This is a genomic window from Microbacterium trichothecenolyticum (genome assembly GCF_041938625.1).
GTDB classification, from domain to species: domain Bacteria; phylum Actinomycetota; class Actinomycetes; order Actinomycetales; family Microbacteriaceae; genus Microbacterium; species Microbacterium trichothecenolyticum_D.
In genome coordinates this window covers 2,055,968-2,074,273 of record NZ_CP169427.1, presented here as the reverse complement: position 1 = coordinate 2,074,273, position 18,306 = coordinate 2,055,968, and the positions used below count along the sequence as shown (strand labels likewise).

The 18,306-nt window shown below is 71.5% G+C and carries 18 protein-coding genes; 7 read left to right on the top strand and 11 right to left on the bottom strand.

Translation table 11 applies throughout. From position 1 onward, the window contains the following. Positions 1–18: 18 nt before the first annotated feature. Positions 19–792, bottom strand: a complete 774-nt coding sequence (locus ACEYYH_RS09455) for a class I SAM-dependent methyltransferase (protein ID WP_374977925.1) — start codon at positions 790–792, stop codon at positions 19–21. Between the two features lie 102 nt (positions 793–894). Between ACEYYH_RS09455 and ACEYYH_RS09450 the strand changes: the two genes are divergently transcribed. From ACEYYH_RS09450 to ACEYYH_RS09440, 3 genes are read left to right on the top strand one after another with little or no spacing between them, the layout of a single operon-like run. After that, the gene (locus ACEYYH_RS09450) at positions 895–1,728 is read left to right on the top strand and encodes a Sir2 family NAD-dependent protein deacetylase (RefSeq protein WP_374978196.1); all 834 of its coding nucleotides are present in this window, start codon (positions 895–897) and stop codon (positions 1,726–1,728) included. A 38-nt stretch (positions 1,729–1,766) separates the two neighbouring features. Then, a complete protein-coding gene (locus ACEYYH_RS09445) occupies positions 1,767–2,372 on the top strand; it encodes a histidine phosphatase family protein (protein WP_374977924.1) in 606 nt (201 codons plus the stop codon). Positions 2,373–2,382: 10 nt separating this feature from the next. Next, a complete protein-coding gene (locus ACEYYH_RS09440) occupies positions 2,383–2,760 on the top strand; it encodes an iron chaperone (protein WP_374977923.1) in 378 nt (125 codons plus the stop codon). Positions 2,761–2,779: 19 nt separating this feature from the next. Here the strand turns inward: ACEYYH_RS09440 and ACEYYH_RS09435 are convergent, their stop codons facing one another. From ACEYYH_RS09435 to ACEYYH_RS09415, 5 genes are read right to left on the bottom strand one after another with little or no spacing between them, the layout of a single operon-like run. After that, positions 2,780–3,589 carry an HpcH/HpaI aldolase/citrate lyase family protein gene (locus ACEYYH_RS09435; protein ID WP_374977922.1) on the bottom strand — a complete coding sequence of 270 codons (810 nt, stop codon included), beginning with the start codon at positions 3,587–3,589 and terminating at the stop codon, positions 2,780–2,782. After that, on the bottom strand, positions 3,586–4,110 hold the full coding sequence (locus tag ACEYYH_RS09430; RefSeq protein WP_374977921.1) for a MaoC family dehydratase: 525 nt from the start codon (positions 4,108–4,110) through the stop codon (positions 3,586–3,588). The genes ACEYYH_RS09435 and ACEYYH_RS09430 overlap by 4 nt, the downstream gene beginning before the upstream one ends. Positions 4,111–4,126: 16 nt before the next feature. Next, positions 4,127–5,287, bottom strand: coding sequence for an acyl-CoA dehydrogenase family protein (locus ACEYYH_RS09425; protein ID WP_374977920.1), 1,161 nt, complete (start codon positions 5,285–5,287; stop codon positions 4,127–4,129). Positions 5,288–5,303: 16 nt separating this feature from the next. Further along, the gene (locus ACEYYH_RS09420; RefSeq protein ID WP_374977919.1) at positions 5,304–7,361 is read right to left on the bottom strand and encodes a biotin carboxylase N-terminal domain-containing protein; all 2,058 of its coding nucleotides are present in this window, start codon (positions 7,359–7,361) and stop codon (positions 5,304–5,306) included. A gap of 54 nt (positions 7,362–7,415) precedes the next feature. After that, a complete protein-coding gene (locus ACEYYH_RS09415; RefSeq protein ID WP_374977918.1) occupies positions 7,416–9,020 on the bottom strand; it encodes a carboxyl transferase domain-containing protein in 1,605 nt (534 codons plus the stop codon). A gap of 135 nt (positions 9,021–9,155) precedes the next feature. Between ACEYYH_RS09415 and ACEYYH_RS09410 the strand changes: the two genes are divergently transcribed. Beyond that, positions 9,156–9,752, top strand: coding sequence for a TetR/AcrR family transcriptional regulator (locus tag ACEYYH_RS09410; protein WP_374977917.1), 597 nt, complete (start codon positions 9,156–9,158; stop codon positions 9,750–9,752). 29 nt (positions 9,753–9,781) lie between these two features. Then, the gene (locus ACEYYH_RS09405) at positions 9,782–11,599 is read left to right on the top strand and encodes an alkaline phosphatase family protein (protein WP_374977916.1); all 1,818 of its coding nucleotides are present in this window, start codon (positions 9,782–9,784) and stop codon (positions 11,597–11,599) included. 38 nt (positions 11,600–11,637) lie between these two features. Here ACEYYH_RS09405 and ACEYYH_RS09400 read toward each other — a convergent pair whose 3' ends face one another. Genes ACEYYH_RS09400 through pdhA form a run of 3 tightly spaced genes read right to left on the bottom strand, consistent with a single transcriptional unit; the run spans position 11,638 to position 15,181 of the window. After that, positions 11,638–13,038: a dihydrolipoamide acetyltransferase family protein gene (locus ACEYYH_RS09400; RefSeq protein WP_374977915.1), complete on the bottom strand. Its 1,401-nt coding sequence runs from the start codon at positions 13,036–13,038 to the stop codon at positions 11,638–11,640. Then, complete coding sequence (locus tag ACEYYH_RS09395; protein ID WP_374977914.1) at positions 13,035–14,048, bottom strand: alpha-ketoacid dehydrogenase subunit beta; 1,014 nt, start codon at positions 14,046–14,048, stop codon at positions 13,035–13,037. The genes ACEYYH_RS09400 and ACEYYH_RS09395 overlap by 4 nt, the downstream gene beginning before the upstream one ends. A gap of 2 nt (positions 14,049–14,050) precedes the next feature. Then, positions 14,051–15,181: a pyruvate dehydrogenase (acetyl-transferring) E1 component subunit alpha gene (gene pdhA / locus ACEYYH_RS09390; RefSeq protein WP_374977913.1), complete on the bottom strand. Its 1,131-nt coding sequence runs from the start codon at positions 15,179–15,181 to the stop codon at positions 14,051–14,053. Between the two features lie 164 nt (positions 15,182–15,345). Between pdhA and ACEYYH_RS09385 the strand changes: the two genes are divergently transcribed. Continuing rightward, on the top strand, positions 15,346–15,819 hold the full coding sequence (locus ACEYYH_RS09385; RefSeq protein WP_045302332.1) for an Lrp/AsnC family transcriptional regulator: 474 nt from the start codon (positions 15,346–15,348) through the stop codon (positions 15,817–15,819). Here the strand turns inward: ACEYYH_RS09385 and ACEYYH_RS09380 are convergent. After that, the gene (locus ACEYYH_RS09380) at positions 15,791–16,801 is read right to left on the bottom strand and encodes a DMT family transporter (protein ID WP_374977912.1); all 1,011 of its coding nucleotides are present in this window, start codon (positions 16,799–16,801) and stop codon (positions 15,791–15,793) included. The two genes, ACEYYH_RS09385 and ACEYYH_RS09380, sit on opposite strands and share 29 nt — an antisense overlap. 75 nt (positions 16,802–16,876) lie before the next feature. Between ACEYYH_RS09380 and ACEYYH_RS09375 the strand changes: the two genes are divergently transcribed. Then, positions 16,877–17,431 (top strand): CGNR zinc finger domain-containing protein, encoded by a 555-nt coding sequence (locus ACEYYH_RS09375; protein WP_374977911.1) that lies wholly within the window; start codon positions 16,877–16,879, stop codon positions 17,429–17,431. On the opposite strand, the gene ACEYYH_RS09370 is transcribed toward ACEYYH_RS09375, so the two are convergent. Then, positions 17,391–18,290: an alpha/beta fold hydrolase gene (locus ACEYYH_RS09370; protein ID WP_374977910.1), complete on the bottom strand. Its 900-nt coding sequence runs from the start codon at positions 18,288–18,290 to the stop codon at positions 17,391–17,393. The genes ACEYYH_RS09375 and ACEYYH_RS09370 overlap by 41 nt on opposite strands. Positions 18,291–18,306 lie beyond the last annotated feature (16 nt).

The following is an 18,306-nucleotide window of genomic DNA, read 5'->3' as shown; positions in this document are numbered from 1 at the left end:
CCCATCGTCGCACGGCGCTCAGGCCGGAGTGCCGACCGCCGTCCAGGCGCGCGCCGTCACCGTGAAGGCCCCGTCGCCGAGCTCGTCGCGCAGCGCCGCCTCGAGGCGTGCGGCGTCCTGCCCCTCGAGTGTGGCGATGTAGCGGCCGGCCGGCCCGACGCCCAGGAGGAACGGGTCCCACCAGTCCGCGAAGTCACGGAACGAGACGGTGCATTCGACCACCGTCTGCGCGACGTCGGCGAGGCCCGCGCGCCGGAAGATGTCGACGAGCTGGCCAGGGGCGGCGCCACTGAGCCCGGCCTCGCCACGCACCCCGTCGTCGAGTCGGCGCGCCACGCGCCAGAAAGTGGAGAGCGGTCCGCCGTCGCCCGCGTGGTCCCACACGCACGCCGAGACGCGGCCGCCCGGCGCGGTCACACGGCCCATCTGCGTCACTCCGCGCACCGGGTCCGACATGAAGTGAACGACGAGCTGGGCGAGCGTCGCTCCGAACTCCCGGTCGGCGAACGGCAGGTGCTCGGCCTCTGCGACCCGGACGTCCACGCCGGGACACAGCTCCTCGGTCGCTTCGACGAATGCCGGTTCCGGGTCCGCGGCGCTGACCGCCGCAGGTCCGCGACGTTCCACGAGCTCGAGCGTCAGCATCCCGGGTCCGCAGCCGACGTCGAGGACCCGAGCGTCCGCGGCGACGCCCTCGAGGCCGACGGTCGCGAACTCGAACGCCAGCGGGGTCGAGAAGCGGCCCATGAAGCGCGCATACGCTTCCGCGCTGACACCACCGAAGCTGCCCACGGGGTCATCCTGGCACGCCTGACTGCGCCGTAACATCCCTGAAAACCACGGGGCCTACACTCGACGCGAAGGGGGTGCGCCGTGACGACGATCGCGACCGGAATGGACGCCCGGACGACGGATGCAGTGGCCCAGGCCATCGCCACACTCTCGGGCCGACGCATCGCCGTGCTGACGGGTGCGGGCGTCTCGACCGACTCGGGCATCCCCGACTATCGCGGCGCGGGCGCCCCGGTGCGAACCCCGATGACCGTCGAGCAGTTCCTCTCGAGCGATGCGTCGCGGCGCCGCTACTGGGTGGGAAGCCACTTGGGGTGGCGCGCGTTCGCGTCGGCCGAACCGAACCCGGGGCACCGCGCCCTCGCGGACCTCGAGGCGCGCGGCCTTGCGACCGGGGTCGTCACCCAGAACGTCGACGGGCTTCATGTGCGCGCCGGCAGCCGCCGCGTCGTGGAGCTGCACGGGACGATGCGCCGCATCTTCTGCACCCAGTGCGGCCAGGTCTTCGACCGTCGCGACCTCGCGCGGCGCGTCGAGGACGACAACCCGTGGATCCGCGTGCCCGAGAACGTCGCGCTCGGCCCCGATGGCGATGTGCTCCCCGAGAGCACGGAGGGCTTCACGATCCCGGACTGCAGCGTGTGCGGCGGGATGCTCAAGCCCGACGTCGTGTTCTTCGGCGAGTTCATCCCCGCCGAGAAGTTCCGCGAGGCCGAGCAGCTCGTGCACACGAGCGAAGCACTCATCGTGGCGGGGTCGTCGCTCGTGGTGAACTCCGGCATCCGGCTGCTCGAGCGGGCGCGCCGCCGCCGCCTGCCCGTCGTGATCGTGAATCGCGGCGTGACGCGTGCCGACGCCCGCGCGACGGTCAAGATCGACGCCGGCACCAGCGAGGTGCTGCGGGCGCTCGCCGACGGACTTCCGGCCCTCGCCTGAGCGGCTGACGTCCAGGAGGCGCGGGTAGGGTCGAGAGCATGACCGCGCTCACCCTGATCCGCCACGGCGAGACCGATTGGAACCGCGACCGGCGCATCCAGGGTACGACCGACATCCCCCTCAACGACACCGGACGCGCGCAGGCGCGAGCCACGGCGCAGGCGCTGCGCGAGCGCCTCGACGTCGCCGTGCCCGTGACGATCGTGTCGAGCGACCTCGCCCGCGCCCGCGAGACGGCGGAGATCATCGCCGACGAGCTCGGTCTCGCCGCCCCCCGCACGTACGCCGGGCTGCGCGAGCGCGCGTACGGCGAGGCCGAGGGTATCGGCATCGAGGAGTTCCGCACCCGCTGGGGCGACTGGTACACGGCGGAGGTACCCGGGGCCGAGCCGTGGGCCGATGTGCGCGGCCGCGCCATCGCGGCCCTCGGCGGCGTCGTGCGCGAGCACCGCCGCGCGACCGCCCCCGCCGCGGCCTCGCTCATCGTCGTGAGCCACGGCGCGCTCATCCGCGAGGTGATGCGCCACGCGACCGCCGGCGAGCTGCCGCTCGAGGGCGAGCGCCTCGCCAACGGCGCCACGCACGACTTCGTCTACGAGCGCGATCACCTGCGGCTCGTGACCTACGCGGGCCTGGTGGCCTAGGCTCGGCGCCATGGCCGCACCCGCCACCGTCGACGAGTACATCGCGGGGTTCCCGCCCGAGGTCGCCGAGCGACTCACCCGGGTCCGCACGGAGATCGTCGACGCCGTCACCGCAGCCTCCGGGACGAGGCCGGACGAGAAGGTGCGCTACGGCATCGCGGCCGTCATGCTCGGCGGGCGATACGCGCTCCACTTCGCGGGCTGGAAGAAGCACATCGGGCTCTACCCCGTGCCGACGCTGCCCGAGCCGCTGGAGGCGGAGATCGCGCCCTACCGCGCTGAGAAGGACTCCGTCGTCTTCCCCCACGCGAAGGACGTTCCGTACGCGCTCATCGGCCGCGTCGCGCGCGAGATCGCGGACGAGCGGGTGCGCCACTCGGCGGGCTGAAGCGCCGGCCGGGTTCCGCTCAGCCGTCCGCTCGCGCCAGCACGCCGCGCGCGTGGCGCAGCACCGGCTCGTCGACCATCCGTCCTTCGAACGAGAACACGCCGCGCTCGCCGTCGGCGGCCGCGAGCACGGCGCGCGCCCACGCCACGGTCTTCTCGTCGGGGCGGTAGGCGGCGCGGATGGCGGCCACCTGGCTCGGGTGGATGCAGGCGGTGGCACGGAAACCGGATGCCGCGGCATCCGCCGCCTCGATCGCCAGTCTCTTCGCGTCCTCGATGTCGAGGTGCACGGCGTCGATCGCGGCCTTGCCGCGCGCACCGGCGGCCAGCAGCACGCGGGACCGCGCATAGCGCGCGATGTCGCGGTAGCGGCCGTTCGGCTTGCGGCTCGAGGTGCCGCCGATGCTCGCGACGAGGTCTTCCGCGCCCCACATCAGCGCGACGACGTTGTCGAGGGCGGCGATGCGGTCGGCCTGCGCGACGCCCTTCGCCGTCTCGCACAGCGCGACCACCTCGAAGCGGGCGTCGATGCGACGGATGCGCTTGGGCGAGTCGGACTTCGCGACCATGATGCGCCGGTAGTCCGTCTGCGACAGCGTCGCGAGGTCGGCGGTGAACGCGTCGGTCTCGGGCGAGTTCACGCGCACGATGACCCGCGCCGGGTCGAGTTCGGACTCGATGAGGTGCCCGCGCGCCGCCGTCTTGTCGGCGGGTGCCACCGCGTCCTCGAGGTCGAGGATCACCGCGTCGGCGCGATCGAACGCCTTCGCGTACCGCTCGGGGCGGTCGGCCGGGCAGAACAGCAGCGCGGGGCCGAGGTCGAAGCTCACGACGTCTCCTCCGGGGTCTCCGGCGCGCACCACATGAGCGCGGTCCGTGTGGCGAGCGCGACGACATCGCCGTGCTGGTTGCGGCCGGTGTGGCGCAGGGTCACGATCCCCTGACCAGGGCGCGACGCCGAGAGGCGCTTGTCGAGCACCTCGGTCTCGGTGTACAGCGTGTCGCCGTGGAACAGCGGCGCCGGGAACGAGACGTCGGTGAGACCGAGCTGGGCGACGAGCGTGCCCTGCGTGATCTGCGAGACGGAGGCCCCGACCATCGTGGCGAGCGTCCACATCGAGTTCATGAGGCGCTGGCCGAACGGCTGCGACCCGGAGAACGCGGCATCCAGGTGCAGCGCCTGCGTGTTCATCGTGATCGACGAGAACAGCACGTTGTCGGCCTCGGTCGCCGTGCGGCCGGGGCGGTGCAGGTACCGCCCGCCGACCTCGAGCTCGTCGTAGTACAGTCCGCGCTGCACGATCTCGCGCACGTCGGCCACAGCCGCGTTCTCGGAGGCGTCGGGAGTCACGTCTGTCACGCTACCCTCACGCCACGCCGAGCGCCCGCGCGATCACCAGGAGCTGCACCTCGTTCGTGCCCTCGCCGATCTCGAGGATCTTCGAGTCGCGGTAGTGCCGCGCGACGGGGTACTCGTTCATGAAGCCGTTGCCGCCGAAGATCTGGGTCGCGTCGCGGGCGTTGTCCATGGCGGCGTCGCTCGCGGTGAGCTTCGCCATGGCCGCCTGCGTCTTGAAGGGCTTGCCGGCGTCCCGCAGGCGCGCCGCGTGGTGCCACGCGAGCCGCGCGACGTGCACGCGCTGCTGCATGCGGGCCAGGAGGAACTGGATCCCCTGCCGCGTCGACAGCGCGTCGCCGAACACCGTCCGCTTCTTGGCGTAGTCGACGGCGGCGTCGAGGCATCCCTCGGCCGCTCCCGTGGCGAGCGCGGCGATCGCGATGCGTCCCTCATCGAGGATGTGGAGGAAGTTCGCGAACCCGCGCCCCTCGGTGCCGAGCAGGTTGCCCGCGGGCACGCGCACATCCTGGAAGGTGAGCGGGTGCGTGTCGGAGGCGCGCCAGCCGACCTTGTCGTAGCCGGGTTCGACGGTGAAGCCGGGCGTCCCGTGGGGCACGACGATGGTCGAGATCTCCTTGCGCCCGTCGGTCTCACCCGTCACTGCGGTGACAGTGACGAAGCGCGTGATGTCGGTGCCCGAGTTGGTGATGAACTGCTTCGAGCCGTTGATGACCCACTCGTCGCCGTCCCGGCGCGCGGTGGTGCGGGTGGCCCCGGCATCCGATCCCGCCTCCGGCTCGGTGAGCCCGAACGCGGCGAGCGCGGTGCCGGCCAGCAGGTCGGGCAGGAGCTCCTGCTTCTGCTCCTCGGTCCCGAAGCGGAACACCGGCATCGCGCCGAGGCTGACGCCCGCCTCCAGCGTGATCGCGAGCGACTGGTCGACGCGGCCGAGCGCCTCGATGGCGAGGCACAGCGCGAAGTAGTCGCCGCCCTGCCCGCCGTACTCCTCGGGGAACGGCAGGCCGAACAGCCCCAGCTCCCCCATCTGCGCGACGACGTGCATCGGCAGGGTGTGCGTGCGGTCGGCCTCGTACGAGACGGGCGCGACGACCTCGTCGGCGAACTGGCGCACCAGCGCGGCGAGCTCGCGCTCGTCGCCCGAGAGGTCGTAGGTGTCGTAGCTGTCCATTGCTGCTCCTCGGGTGTCAGGAGGTCGGCGCGGGCGCCTCGTGGGCGTCCACGGTGGAGTCGTCGGGAGAATCGGATGCTGCGGCCGCCGCGTCGGCGAGCGAGACGTGCGCGAGCACCTGGTCGCGGCGCACCTGCTCGCCGACGGCGACGTCGACCCGCACGACGCCGTCGTGCGGGGCGAGGACAGGGTGCTCCATCTTCATCGCCTCGATGGTGACGATGCGGTCGCCCGCGGTGACGGGCGCGCCGTCGGTCACGTGCACGGCGACGACCGCCCCCGGCATCGGGGCGCGGAGTTCCGGATCGGATGCCGCGACCTCGCGTTGGCGGGCGGCCAGGCGCCGCTCCATCGCGGCGCGGCGGGTGAGCGGGCGGAGGCGATGCGTCGCGCCGTCGGCGTGCACCCAGACCCAGCCGTCGGCGTCGACCGCCATCCGCGCCGGTGAGGCGGTGATCGAGGTGGCCGGTGTGGCCGCGGAGGGCGCGCCGAGGCGTCCGGAAGCGCCCCCTCCGCCAGGCGTGGTCGCGTGCACGACACCGGATTCGTCGAGCATCTGCACCACCGCCGGCACGGCGGGCGCGCCCGCGCGCCACCCCTCGAGCTCGCGCCAGACCGCACCGCTGCGTACGGGGCGCCGGGCACCGATGCGGCGCGAGTCCAGCGACGCGGCGGCCCGCAGCACGGCCGGCCTCGGCTCCCCCGCCGCGTACGGCGGCATGCGATCGATGAGTCCGGTGTCCATGTCCCCGGTCTGCACGCCGTCCTCGGCGAGGAGGGCGCGAAGGAAGCCGATGTTGGTGTCGATCCCGAGAACCACCGTCTCGGCGAGCGCGCCGTCCAGACGCGCGAGCGCCTCCGCGCGATCCGCGCCGTGCGCGATGACCTTCGCGATCATCGGGTCGTAGTCCGCGGTCACGACGCTCGCGGTCTCGACGGCCGAATCGGTGCGCACGCCGGCGGCGGCCCGCCACGCCAGCACCTCCCCCGTCGCGGGCAGGAACCCGCGCTCGGGCGACTCCGCGTACACCCGCGCCTCGATCGCGTGGCCGTCCAGGCGCACGTCGTGCTGCGAGAACGCGAGCGGCTCCCCCGCGGCGATCCGCAACTGCTGTTCGACGAGGTCGAAGCCGGTCACGAGCTCCGTGACCGGGTGCTCCACCTGGAGGCGGGTGTTCATCTCGATGAAGAAGAACTCGTCCGGCCGAGCGGCCGCGACGAGGAACTCGACCGTGCCGGCACCGCGGTAGTCCACGGACGCCGCCGCCGCGCACGCGGCCGCGCCCAGGCGCGCGCGGGTGTCGGCGTCGACCGCCGGCGACGGTGCCTCCTCGATCACCTTCTGGTGCCGGCGCTGGAGCGTGCACTCGCGCTCGCCGAGGTGCACCACGGTGCCGTGCGCGTCGGCGAGCACCTGCACCTCGATGTGACGCGGCCGCTCGATGAGTCGCTCGAGCAGGAGGGTGTCGTCGCCGAACGCCGCCGCGGCGATGCGGCGTGCCGTCGCGAGGGCGTCCGGCAGCTCCGCGGCCGAGCGCACCACCTGCATGCCCTTGCCGCCGCCGCCGGCCGACGGCTTCACCAGGAAGGGGAAGCCGGTGCTCTCCGCGGACGCGGAGATCTCAGCATCCGTCATTCCGGCCGCACTGAAGCCGGGCACCGTCGGCACGCCGTACGACGAGACGTGCTCCTTCGCACGGATCTTGTCTCCCATCACCTCGAGGGCGCGCTCGCCGGGGCCGATGAAGACGATGCCCGCCTCCGCGCAGGCGCGGGCGAAGGCGACGTTCTCCGAGAGGAAGCCGTAGCCCGGGTGCACCGCTTGCGCGCCGGCGCCGACGGCGGCGGCGACGACGGCGTCGATGTCGAGGTACGACTGCGCGGCCGAGGCGGGCCCGATGCGCACCGCCTCGTCGGCCTCGCGGACGTGCGGCGCGTCGGCGTCCGCGTCGCTGTAGACCGCGATCGAGCGGATGCCGAGGCGCCGGAGCGTGCGGATCACCCGGCGGGCGATCTCACCGCGGTTGGCGACGAGGACGGTGTCGAACCCTTCGGCGGGATCGGGCAGAGGCATGTCGTCTCGCTTCGCTCGCTCAATGACCGGGGGCATGCTTCGCACTCCTCCCCCTCACATCCGGAAGACGCCGAAGCGCGGTTCGGGCAGAGGGGTGCGCGAGACGACGTCGAGCGCGAGGCCGAGGAGGTCGCGGGTGTCGAGCGGATCGACGACGCCGTCGTCCCACAGGCGGGCCGTCGCGTAGTACGGGTCGCCCTGCTCCTCGTACCGCGCGCGGATCGGGGCCTCGAACGCCGACTGGTCGTCGGCCGACCATTCCTCGCCGCGCGCCTCGAGCTGGTCGCGCTTGACGGTGGAGAGCACCGACGCCGCCTGGTTGCCGCCCATGACGGAGATGCGACTCGCCGGCCACGTCCACAGGAACCGCGGCGAGTACGCGCGACCGCACATCGAGTAGTTGCCGGCGCCGAACGACCCGCCGATGACGACGGTGAGCTTCGGCACGCGCGTGGTGGCGACGGCGGTGACCATCTTGGCCCCGTCCTTCGCGATGCCGCCGGCCTCGGCATCGCGTCCGACCATGAAGCCCGAGATGTTCTGCAGGAAAACCAGCGGCACCCCGCGCTGGTCGCACAGCTCGATGAAGTGGGCGCCCTTCTGAGCAGACTCGCTGAACAGCACGCCGTTGTTGGCGATGATGCCGACCGGGTGCCCGTGGATGCGCGCGAACCCGGTGACGAGCGTGTCGCCGTACTCGCGCTTGAACTCGTGCAGCTCGCTGCCGTCGACCAGGCGCGCGATCACCTCGCGGACGTCGTAGGGCTGGTTGACGTCGACCGGCACGACTCCGTACAGATCGGATGCCGGGACCACGGGGGCGACGACCGGCACGACATCCCACGCGGGCTCGGCAGGCGCGGGCAGGGTCGCGACGATGTCCCGCACGATCTCGAGGGCGTGCTCGTCGTCCTCCGCGAGGTGGTCGACGACGCCCGAGCGCCGGGCGTGCAGCTCTCCCCCGCCGAGCTCCTCGGCCGTGACGACCTCGCCGATCGCCGCCTTGACCAGGGGCGGGCCGCCGAGGAAGATCGTGCCCTGGTTCCTGACGATCACCGTTTCATCGCTCATGGCCGGCACGTAGGCGCCGCCCGCGGTGCAGGAGCCGAGCACCGCCGCGATCTGCGGGATACCCGCGGCGGAGAGACGCGCCTGGTTGAAGAAGATGCGGCCGAAGTGGTCGCGGTCGGGGAAGACCTCGTCCTGCATCGGCAGGAAGGCGCCGCCCGAATCGACGAGGTAGACGCAGGGCAGACGGTTCTCGAGGGCGATCTCCTGCGCCCGCAGGTGCTTCTTGACGGTCAGCGGGTAGTACGTCCCGCCTTTGACCGTCGCGTCGTTGCACACCACCATCACGTGGCGGCCGTGCACCAGTCCGATCCCCGCGATCACGCCCGCGGCGGGAGCGTCGCCGTCGTAGAGACCCTCGGCGGCGAGGGGCGCGACCTCGAGGAACGGGCTCCCCTCGTCGAGCAGGCGCGTGACCCGGTCGCGCGGCAGCAGCTTGCCGCGGGCGACATGCCGTTCGCGCGACGCGGCCGGTCCGCCGACGGATGCTGCGGCGAGCCGTTCGCGCAGCCTCTCGGCCAGTTCCCGCTGGGCGTCGCGCGAGCGCGCGAAGGCCTCGTCGTGCACTGCGGCGGTGCTCAGCACGCTCATCCGGATCTCCCGCGCATCTTCCTCGACGTCACGATCGGATCACGTCCGTTGTCTGGACGCGATCGGATTGGTTAGTGTTCACTAACTGAGGTTCAGGTTAGCGAGCCTTAACTGGATTTACAAGCGGAGCATCAGATGACGAACGGTGTCACCGACCGCGATCGTGCGAAGGCCGACCGCCACGCGGCGATCCTCCACGAGGCGGCCGCCCTCTTCGCCGAGCGCGGCTTCAGCGGTGTCAGCCTCGAAGACATCGGCGGAGCGGTCGGGGTCAGCGGCCCCGCCCTCTACCGTCACTTCGCCAACAAGCAGGCGCTGCTCGGCGCCATCCTCGTCGAGGTGAGCGAGCGACTCCTCGCGGGGGGCCGCGCGGTGCTGGCGACCCACCAGGATGCGGACGAGCAGCTGGACGCGATCATCGCCTTCCACGTGGAGTTCGCGCTGCGCGACGCCGACGTCATCCGCGTGCAGGACCGCGACCTCGCGAGCCTCAGCGACGACGACCGCCACACGGTGAGGCGCCTGCAGCGCGAGTACGTGGAGGTGTGGATCGGCATCCTCTCCACCGTCCATCCCGAGCGCGACGCCGACGACCTCCGCGTGCGTGCGCACGCATGCTTCGGTCTCATCAACTCGACCCCCCACACCGTGCGGGCCTCGCGGTCACGTCCCGGGGAGCGCGATGTGCGCGGCATCCTCCGCACGATGGCCCGCGCATCGCTGACCGCGTGACCCGGGCGAGGGCCTAGTCTGGACGGACCATGACGGGGCATGGCCTGCAGGACGACGCCGGGGCGGGGCGCGTCGACGGCACCGATACGTCCGGTGACTCCTCTGCGCCCGCACCGGTCGACGCGAGCTCGCGTCGGGACTTCCTCAAGCTCGGCGGGATGGCCGCCGCCGGCCTCGTCGTGGGCGGTGCGGTGGGCGCCGCCGCCGGCGCGTCCATCGGCCGCACGATCGGCTACCGCGAAGGATCGGTCGACTTCGGCGCAGTACCACCGCGATCCGAGCCCGGCTTCGACCACGTCGTCGTCCTCATGGGCGAGAACCGCTCGTTCGACAACCTCCTGGGCTGGCTGTACACGCCCGAGAACCTGCCCGACGGCGCCACGTTCGACGGGCTCGCGTTCGGCGACTACGCCAACACCGCCCCCTCCGGCGAGCGCGTCGCGGTCCACGCCTACTCAGGCCCCACCGACGACGTGATGGCGCGGCCGGACCCGGATCCCGGCGAGGAGTTCCCGCACGTCAACACCCAGCTGTTCGGCGTCGTCGACCCGCGGGTCAACGCGGCGAGCCAGGTGGGCGACATGAGCGCACCGTTCAACGCCCCGCCGCCCGGCACCGCGCCGACGATGGAGGGATTCCTCCACGACTACTGGAACAACATCACGCGGCTGCGCCACGGCAAGGAGCCGACGATCGACGAGGCGTCGCACATCATGGGCGGCTTCTCCCCCGAGCAGCTTCCGGTGCTGTCGACCCTGGCGAAGGGCTTCGCGGTCTTCGACGCGTGGTTCGCCGCGGTGCCGTCGCAGACCTACTGCAACCGGTCGTTCTTCCATGCCTCGACATCCCACGGCTTCGTCACGAACAAGCACGGCGGCGGCTACGACAAGTGGCTCGACGCGGCGCCGACACCCACGATCTTCAACCGACTGGAAGAGGCCGGCATCCCGTGGAAGGTCTACTTCGACGAGATGCAGCTGGTGTCGCTCACCGGCATCCTGCATGCGCCGGTGCTGGAGAAGTACTGGCGAACCGGGCGCTTCGGGCACATGACGGAGTTCTTCGACGACGCGAAGGCGGGCACGCTCCCGGCCTATGCGTTCATCGAGCCGCGGCTGGTGTACAACCACAACGACTTCCACCCGCCGTTCGGCGCGCTCCGCGAGAGCGCGGTCGACGGCTCGGTGGTGGCGGACTCGGCCGTGTCGGACGTGCGCGCCGGCGAGAAGCTCGTGGCCGACGTCTACGACGCGATCAAGTCGAGTGCGACGCCGGACGGCTCGAACGCGATGAACACACTGCTGCTCATCACGTTCGACGAGCACGGCGGGACGTACGACCACGTGCCGCCGCCGGCGGCGACACCGCCCGTCGCCGACGACGAGCCGGGCGAGATGGGGTTCGCGTTCGACCGCCTCGGTGTGCGCGTGCCGGCGATCGCGGTGTCGGCGTACACCCGCGCCGGCACCATCGTGCACGACGAGATGCATCACGCGGCGGTGGCCGCGACGCTCGCGCGTCTGCACGGGCTGCGTCCGCTGACCCGGCGCGACGCCGAGGCGCGCGACCTGTTCTCGGTCGTGAACCTCGACACGCCCCGCGATCCGGCGACGTGGCCCGTGGTGCACCCGATGTACGTGCCGCCCAACCCCGCCGAGGACGAACTGACCGACCTCAAGGACGGCCCGCACCGGAACAAGCCGCTCAGCCCGCCCGGCCGCGGCCTGCTGGGGCTGCTGCTCGCCCGGTACGCGGCCGCCGGCTCGACGGAGCCCGAGACTTACGCCGAGGCGTACGACGTGCTGCAGAAGCACGGTCTCGGGCTGTTCTACCCGAAGAAGGACTGACCGGCCGGCCCCGAAGGTGCCGGCCGATCAGCGGCCTCTCAGCGCAGCAGCATCGCCCGTCCGGGCTCGCGGAGGATGTCCGCCACGTCCACGAGGAACCGCGACCCCTGCTCGCCGTCGACCAGGCGGTGGTCGAACGACAGCGCGAGCGTCATGACGTCGCGCAGCGCGATCTCGCCGCGGTGCTCCCACGGCTGGCGCCGCACCGCGCCGAGCGCGAGGATGCCCGCCTCCCCGGGATTGATGATCGGCGTCCCGGCGTCCACGCCGAACACGCCGACGTTCGTGATCGAGAACGTGCCGCCCATCATGTCGGCCGGCGACGTCTTGCCCGCGCGCGCGGTCTCGGCGAGCCCGCGGATGGCGTCGGCCAGCTCGACCAGCGTCAGCTCCTGGGCGTCGCGGATGTTCGGCACCACGAGCCCGCGCCCGGTCGCCGCCGCGATGCCGAGGTTGACGTAGTGGTGCTCGACGATCTCGCCTGCGGCGTCGTCCCACTTCGAGTTGAGGCCCGGGTGGCGACCCAGCGCCAGGCACACGGCCTTCGCGGCGACGGCCATGATCCCGATCCTGTGCTCCTGCAGGTCGCGGTCGCCCTTCAGCGAGGCGATGAGCTCGCTCGTCGCCGTGACGTCGACGGTCAGGAACGTCGTGACGTGCGGCGCGGTGAAAGCGCTGCGCACCATCGCATCGGCCGTCATGCGCCGCACCCCGCGAATGGGCGTGCGCGTCGCGCGCTCCCCCGCCGCGGCCGGCATCGGCATCTCGAACGTCTCGGCCGGCTCGGCCGCCGCAGGTGCGCCCGCCGTCGCACCCACGCGGGTCGCGTACGCCTCGACGTCGGCTCGGGTGATGACGCCCGACGCCCCGCTCGCCTCGACGAGCGCGAGGTCGATGCCCAGCTGCTTCGCGAACAGCCGCACCGGCGGCGTCGAGCGCGGGCGCTCGACGGGACGCTCCACGACGTCCGCGAGGTGGATCGCGTCGTGCGGCGCCGCCTCGAGGACGGCGGTATCGGATGCTGCGGCCACCGCGCCCGCGACACGCGCGCGGCGCTGCGGGCGCCCGGCCCCCTTCGGCGCGGCGCCGTAGCCCACGAGGTTGGGCTCGGACTTCGCCGGCTCTGCGGGGACGCTCTGGACGGCCTCGGGGGCGGAAGCCTGGGCCTGCGTCGAGGGCGCCGGGGGCGCAGCATCCGTGTCCCCGATGTCGAAGGAGATCAGCACCGAGCCGACCGCGACGATGTCGCCCGCTTCGGCGTGGAGCGCCGTGATGGTGCCGGCATACGGCGACGGCAGCTCGACGACGGCCTTCGCGGTCTCGACCTCGGCGATCGTCTGGTTGAGCTTCACCGTGTCGCCGACGGCGACGAGCCACTGCACGAGCTCGGCCTCGGGAAGGCCCTCACCGAGGTCGGGGAGTGTGAAGTCCTGCGTCATGAATCCAGCACCCCGCTCAGGCTGTTGGGCCGGTCCATCACGCGGTCGACGGCGTCGAGGATCCGGTCGAGGTCGGGCAGGTGGTGCTTCTCGAGCTTGGCGGGCGGGTAGGGGATGTCGTGCCCGGTGACGCGCTGCGGCGCCGCCTCGAGATAGTTGAAGCAGCGCTCCGTGACGCTCGCGATGAGCTCGGCGCCGACGCCCGCCTCGCGCGCGGCCTCGTGGGTGACGACGACCCGGCCGGTCTTGCGCACCGACGCGGTGACCGTGCGGTAGTCCACGGGCGAGATCGAGCGGAGGTCGATGACCTCGATCGAGACGCCGTCGTCCTCGGCGGCGGTCGCGGCATCCAGCGCCGTCAGCACCTGCGAGCCGTAGGTGAGCAGCGTCACGTCGCTGCCCTCTCGAGCCACGCGGGCGAGCCCCATCGGCGGGGCGTCCGCGAGCTGGACGTCGAGATCGACCTCGCCCTTGGTGTGGTACAGCCGCTTCGGCTCGAAGTAGACCACCGGGTCGTCGGACGCGATCGCCTGCCGCAGCATGACGTACGCGTCCTGCGGGTTCGACACCGCGATCACGCGCAGACCCGACGTGTGGACGAAGTACGCCTCAGGCGACTCCGAGTGGTGCTCCGCGGCGCCGACGCCACCCGCCCACGGGATGCGGATCGTGATCGGCATCTTCACGTTGCCGCGCGTGCGGTAGTGGAGCTTGGCGACCTGGCACACGATCTGGTCGAACGCGGGGTACACGAAGCCGTCGAACTGGATCTCGACGACGGGCCGGTAGCCGCGGAACGCGAGCCCGACCGCCGTGCCCATGATGCCGGCCTCCGCGAGCGGGGTGTCGATCACACGCTGCGCGCCGAACTGGTCCAGCAGACCGTCGGTGATGCGGAACACGCCGCCGAGCTTGCCGATGTCCTCGCCCATCACGAGGACCTTGTCGTCGTCCGCCATCGCGCGGCGGAGTCCTTCGTTGATGGCCTTCGCCATCGTCAGCTGCGCCATCGTCACACCCCCTCGGCCGTCGGGGCGAACCCGTCGAGGTAGGCGCCGAACCACTCGCGCTGCTCGGCGAGGCCCGAGTGGGGCTCGGCGTAGACATTGTCGAGCACGGTCAGCGGGTCGCGGGTCCGGGCGGTCATCGCCGCCTCGCGCACGGACGCCGCAAGGGCGTCGGCGTCCGCCTCGACGCTCGCCACGAAAGCGTCGTCGAACTCGCCGCGCGATCGCAGCAGCGCCTCGACGCGTGCGATCGGGTCACGGCGGCGCCACTTCTCGACCTCTTCCTTGTCGCGGTAGCGGGTCGGGTCGTCGGAGGTGGTGTGAGGACCCATGCGGTAGGTGACCGCCTCGATGAAGGCGGGGCCGTTGCCGCGACGCGCGTTGTCGAGCGCCCAGCGCATCGCCGCGAAGCACGCCAGCACGTCGTTGCCGTCGACGCGCATGCTCGGGATGCCGAAGCCCGGCGCGCGCCCGGCGATCGGGAACTTCGCCTGCACCGTGACGGGCTCCGAGATCGCCCACTGGTTGTTGGTGCACACGAACACCACGGGAGCACGGAAGGACGAGGCGAACACCATCGCCTCGTTGACGTCGCCCTGGCTGGACGCGCCGTCGCCGAAGTAGGCGACCGACACCTGGTCGGTGCCGTCGCGCTGCACGCCCATCGCGTAGCCGACCGCATGCAGCGCCTGCGCGCCGATGATGATCTGCTGCGTAGCGGTGTTGATGTCGTAAGGGTTGTAGGTCGAGTGCTCCTCGCCGCGCCACGCGAGCACGAAGTCCGCGGGCTTGCCGCCGCGAGCGTAGACCACGCCGGTCTCGCGGTAACTCGGGAAGGCGAAGTCGTCGGCGCGCAGGGCGCGAGCGGTGCCGATCTGGGTCGCCTCCTGGCCCTGGCACGGCGGCCACAGGCCCAGCTGACCCTGCCGCTGCAGGGCGACGCCCTCGGTGTCGATGCGCCGCAGGAGCACCATGTCGCGGTACAGGCCGCGCAGTGTCGCGGCGTCGACGTCGGCCACCCAGCGATCGAGCTCGGGGTCGGCGATGCGCTCGCCGTCGGGGGTCAGCAGTCGCGCGACATCCTCGATGTCGGTGGCGAGATCCGCTGTGGGTGTCAGGGTGTGCGTCATCGTCATCACTCCTCTTGCCGGCCCCCTCGTGAGGGACCGCTTGGCGTGCGCCGGCCTCTTCGTCGACTGTTTCAACGGTACGTCTGCGTCGCACCTCGCTCAAGCATTCGAAGACTTCTTGAGCATGTTGACAACTCAAGCACAGGAATGCCGTGCTAACGTTGCGCACTATGAGTGCACTCGATCACGTCGACCTGGAGCTGCTCGCAGCGCTCTCCGCCGACCCGCGCGCGACCGTCGTCGCACTCGCCGAACGACTCGGCCTCTCGCGCAACACCGTCCAGGCGCGCATGTCGCGGCTGGAGAAGGCGGGCGTCTTCCTGTCGTACGAGCGAGCCATCTCGTCCGCCTCCCTCGGGTTCCCGATCGAGGCCTTCATCAGCGTCATCGTTCGGCAGGCGGACCTGCCCCGCATCGCCGTCGAACTCGCCCGCGTCCCCGAGGTCGTTCAGGCCCATGGACTGTCGGGTCAGGTCGATCTGCTGGTGCGGGTCGCATGCCGCGACACCCAGCACCTCTTCGACACCGACGCCCGCATCCTCGCGATCGAGGGCGTCGAGCGCACCGAGACCTCGCTCGTCATGGGCGAGGTCATCGCCCACCGCGTGACACCACTTATGGAGCTGGCACGGCGGGAGTCGTAACCTCCTGCCCCTTGGGCTTGGCCGTCGACGATGCGTCCGCGCGCACGAGCACCACGCCCGCGAGGATCAGCGCTCCGCCGACGAACTGGATGGGCGCGGGCACCTCGGCGAGGAAGATCCACGCGAACATGAGGGCGAACAGCACCTCCGAGAGCCCGACGAACGACGCCACACGCGAGCCGATGCGCGGCACCGCCATCACGCCCAGCGCGTAGCCGAGCGTCGTCGCGATCGCGGCGACCCAGAGAAGCGGCATCCACCACGGCACGGCCACGCCCGCGAGCACCACGTCGACCGCCGGCGCCTGGAAGGGCATGATGCCGGTGAGGCACAGGACCCCCATCACGATCGCACCGGTCAGCAGGCCGCTCGCGGCCAGCGCGAGCGGAGGCAGGTCGTCGCCGGCTCGCTCCGAGATCACGAAGTAGGCGCACACGCACACGGCCGCGGCGAGGGCGAGCAGCGTTCCGATCAGGTCGAACGAGGCACCCGAGATGTCGACGACGAGCACGAGGCCCACCATCGCGACCGCGGAGCCCCACAGCACGAGCGCCGACGGCGCTTTGCGCGTGCGCACCCACACCGCCGCCACGAGCATGACCGGCGCGAGGTACTGGATCAGCAGAGCCACGGCCACCGGCATCCGCTGCATGGCCGAGAAGAAGAAGAGCTGGCAGCCGAGCACCGGCATCAGGCCGAAGCCGACGATGAGCCGCCAGTGCCGCGTGAGGAACCCACGCTGTCGCCTCATCGCCAGGAACAGCGCCGGCGAGAGCACCAGACCCGCGATCCCCATGCGCACGAGCAGCGCGGCACCCAGTGACCAGCCGGCCTCGAGGAGCGGCTTCACGAAGGGCCCGCTCGACGAGAACGCCAGGGCCGATGCGACGCCCATGATCAGTCCGGAGGTGCGCATCCGCGCGCTGGACGCGAAGGCGCTGCCCGGGGCGATCATGGAGAGGGACGCGGTCGAGGCGGTCATGGGCGGCATCCGACTGTCAGGAGTGAAGAGTGCTTACACTGGTGACAGTAGCGGACCGGAATGTCAGGAGTCAACGTGGTTTTCATTCATGACACGGAGCAGAATCTGCGCGCCGCGTCGTACCTCGTCAACACCATGGCCGGATTCGACGGCGAAGACACTCTGGCGACGCTCTCGGACTTCGAGGACTACCTCCGGGTCAACCCCTATACCGGCACCATCCGCCGCGACGACGCCGAGCTGGCAGCCGTCCGCGCCGTCCGCCCGCGACTGCGCCAGCTGTGGGAGGTCGACCGCGAGGGCGCCGTCCCGCTGGTGAACGAGATGCTCCGCGACGGGCACGCGCTCCCCCGCCTCGTGATCCACGACGACTTCGACTGGCACATCCACGCCACCAGCGACGACGCGCCGCTCGCGACCCGCATTCTGGTGGAGGCGGCGCTGGCGTTCGTGGACGTGATCCGCGCCGACGAGTACGACCGGGTGCGCGTGTGCGCCGCCGACGACTGCGACGGGGTGTACGTCGACTTCTCGAAGAACGGCTCCAAGCGCTACTGCGACACCGGCAACTGCGGCAACCGCATGAACGTCAACGCGTATCGGCGTCGGAAGGCGCGAGAAACCGCGTGATCGCGTCGGCGGCGGCCGCCGGCGTCTCGTAGTGGATGAGGTGCCCGACGTCGGGGATCTCCACCAGCTCCGCGGCGGGGAACATCGTCGCGAGCTTCCGTTCGGCCTCGATCGGAGTGATGTCGTCCCTCACGGCGGCGACCAGCAGCGCCGGCTGCGCGATCCGAGGAGCGAACGCGCGCACGTCGTTCGACACGGACGCGACGAACGCGTCGCGCAGCACGTCACGGTCCGCGAAGCGCGAGAAGTAGGTGTCGTGCTGATCGTGCACGAATCGACGGATGCCGGAATCCTTGGTCTTCGCCATCGAGACGCTCATGACCCGCACGATGAGGCCGTTGCGCAGCAGCGCCTCGCCCAGACTCTTCGGGAGCTTCGCGCCGGCCCAGTAGTAGAACACCGCGAGCCGAGTGAGGATGCCCCGCGGGCCCTCGAGCGCGGGCGCGCCGATCGGGTTCACGAGGATCACCCGGGGCGTCTCGAGGCCGCCCGCGACGGCGGCTGAGACCACGATGGAGCCGAACGAGTGGCCGAGGATCACCGCGGCGGGGGCGACCGCCGCGGCGAACGCACGCAGCCAGTCGGCGTAGAGGTCGAGGTCGTGCGTGCGCCCGGGGACGGGCGCTGTCTCGCCGAAGCCGGGAAGGTCGGGCGAGATGACCCGCACGCTCGGCAGGTGCGCGACGACGGGCTCGAGCCCATGGTGCTCACCGCGGAAGCCGTGCACCGCGACGATGGTCGTGTGCGCGTCGGCGGGCCCGTATACCCAGTACGCGGTCGTGCCGCCGAGCACATCGACCTCGCGCCGCTCGACGGGGATCTCGTCGAGGAGCGGAGCGTACGGGTTCGGCGTAGTCACCCGTCGAGTCTACGAG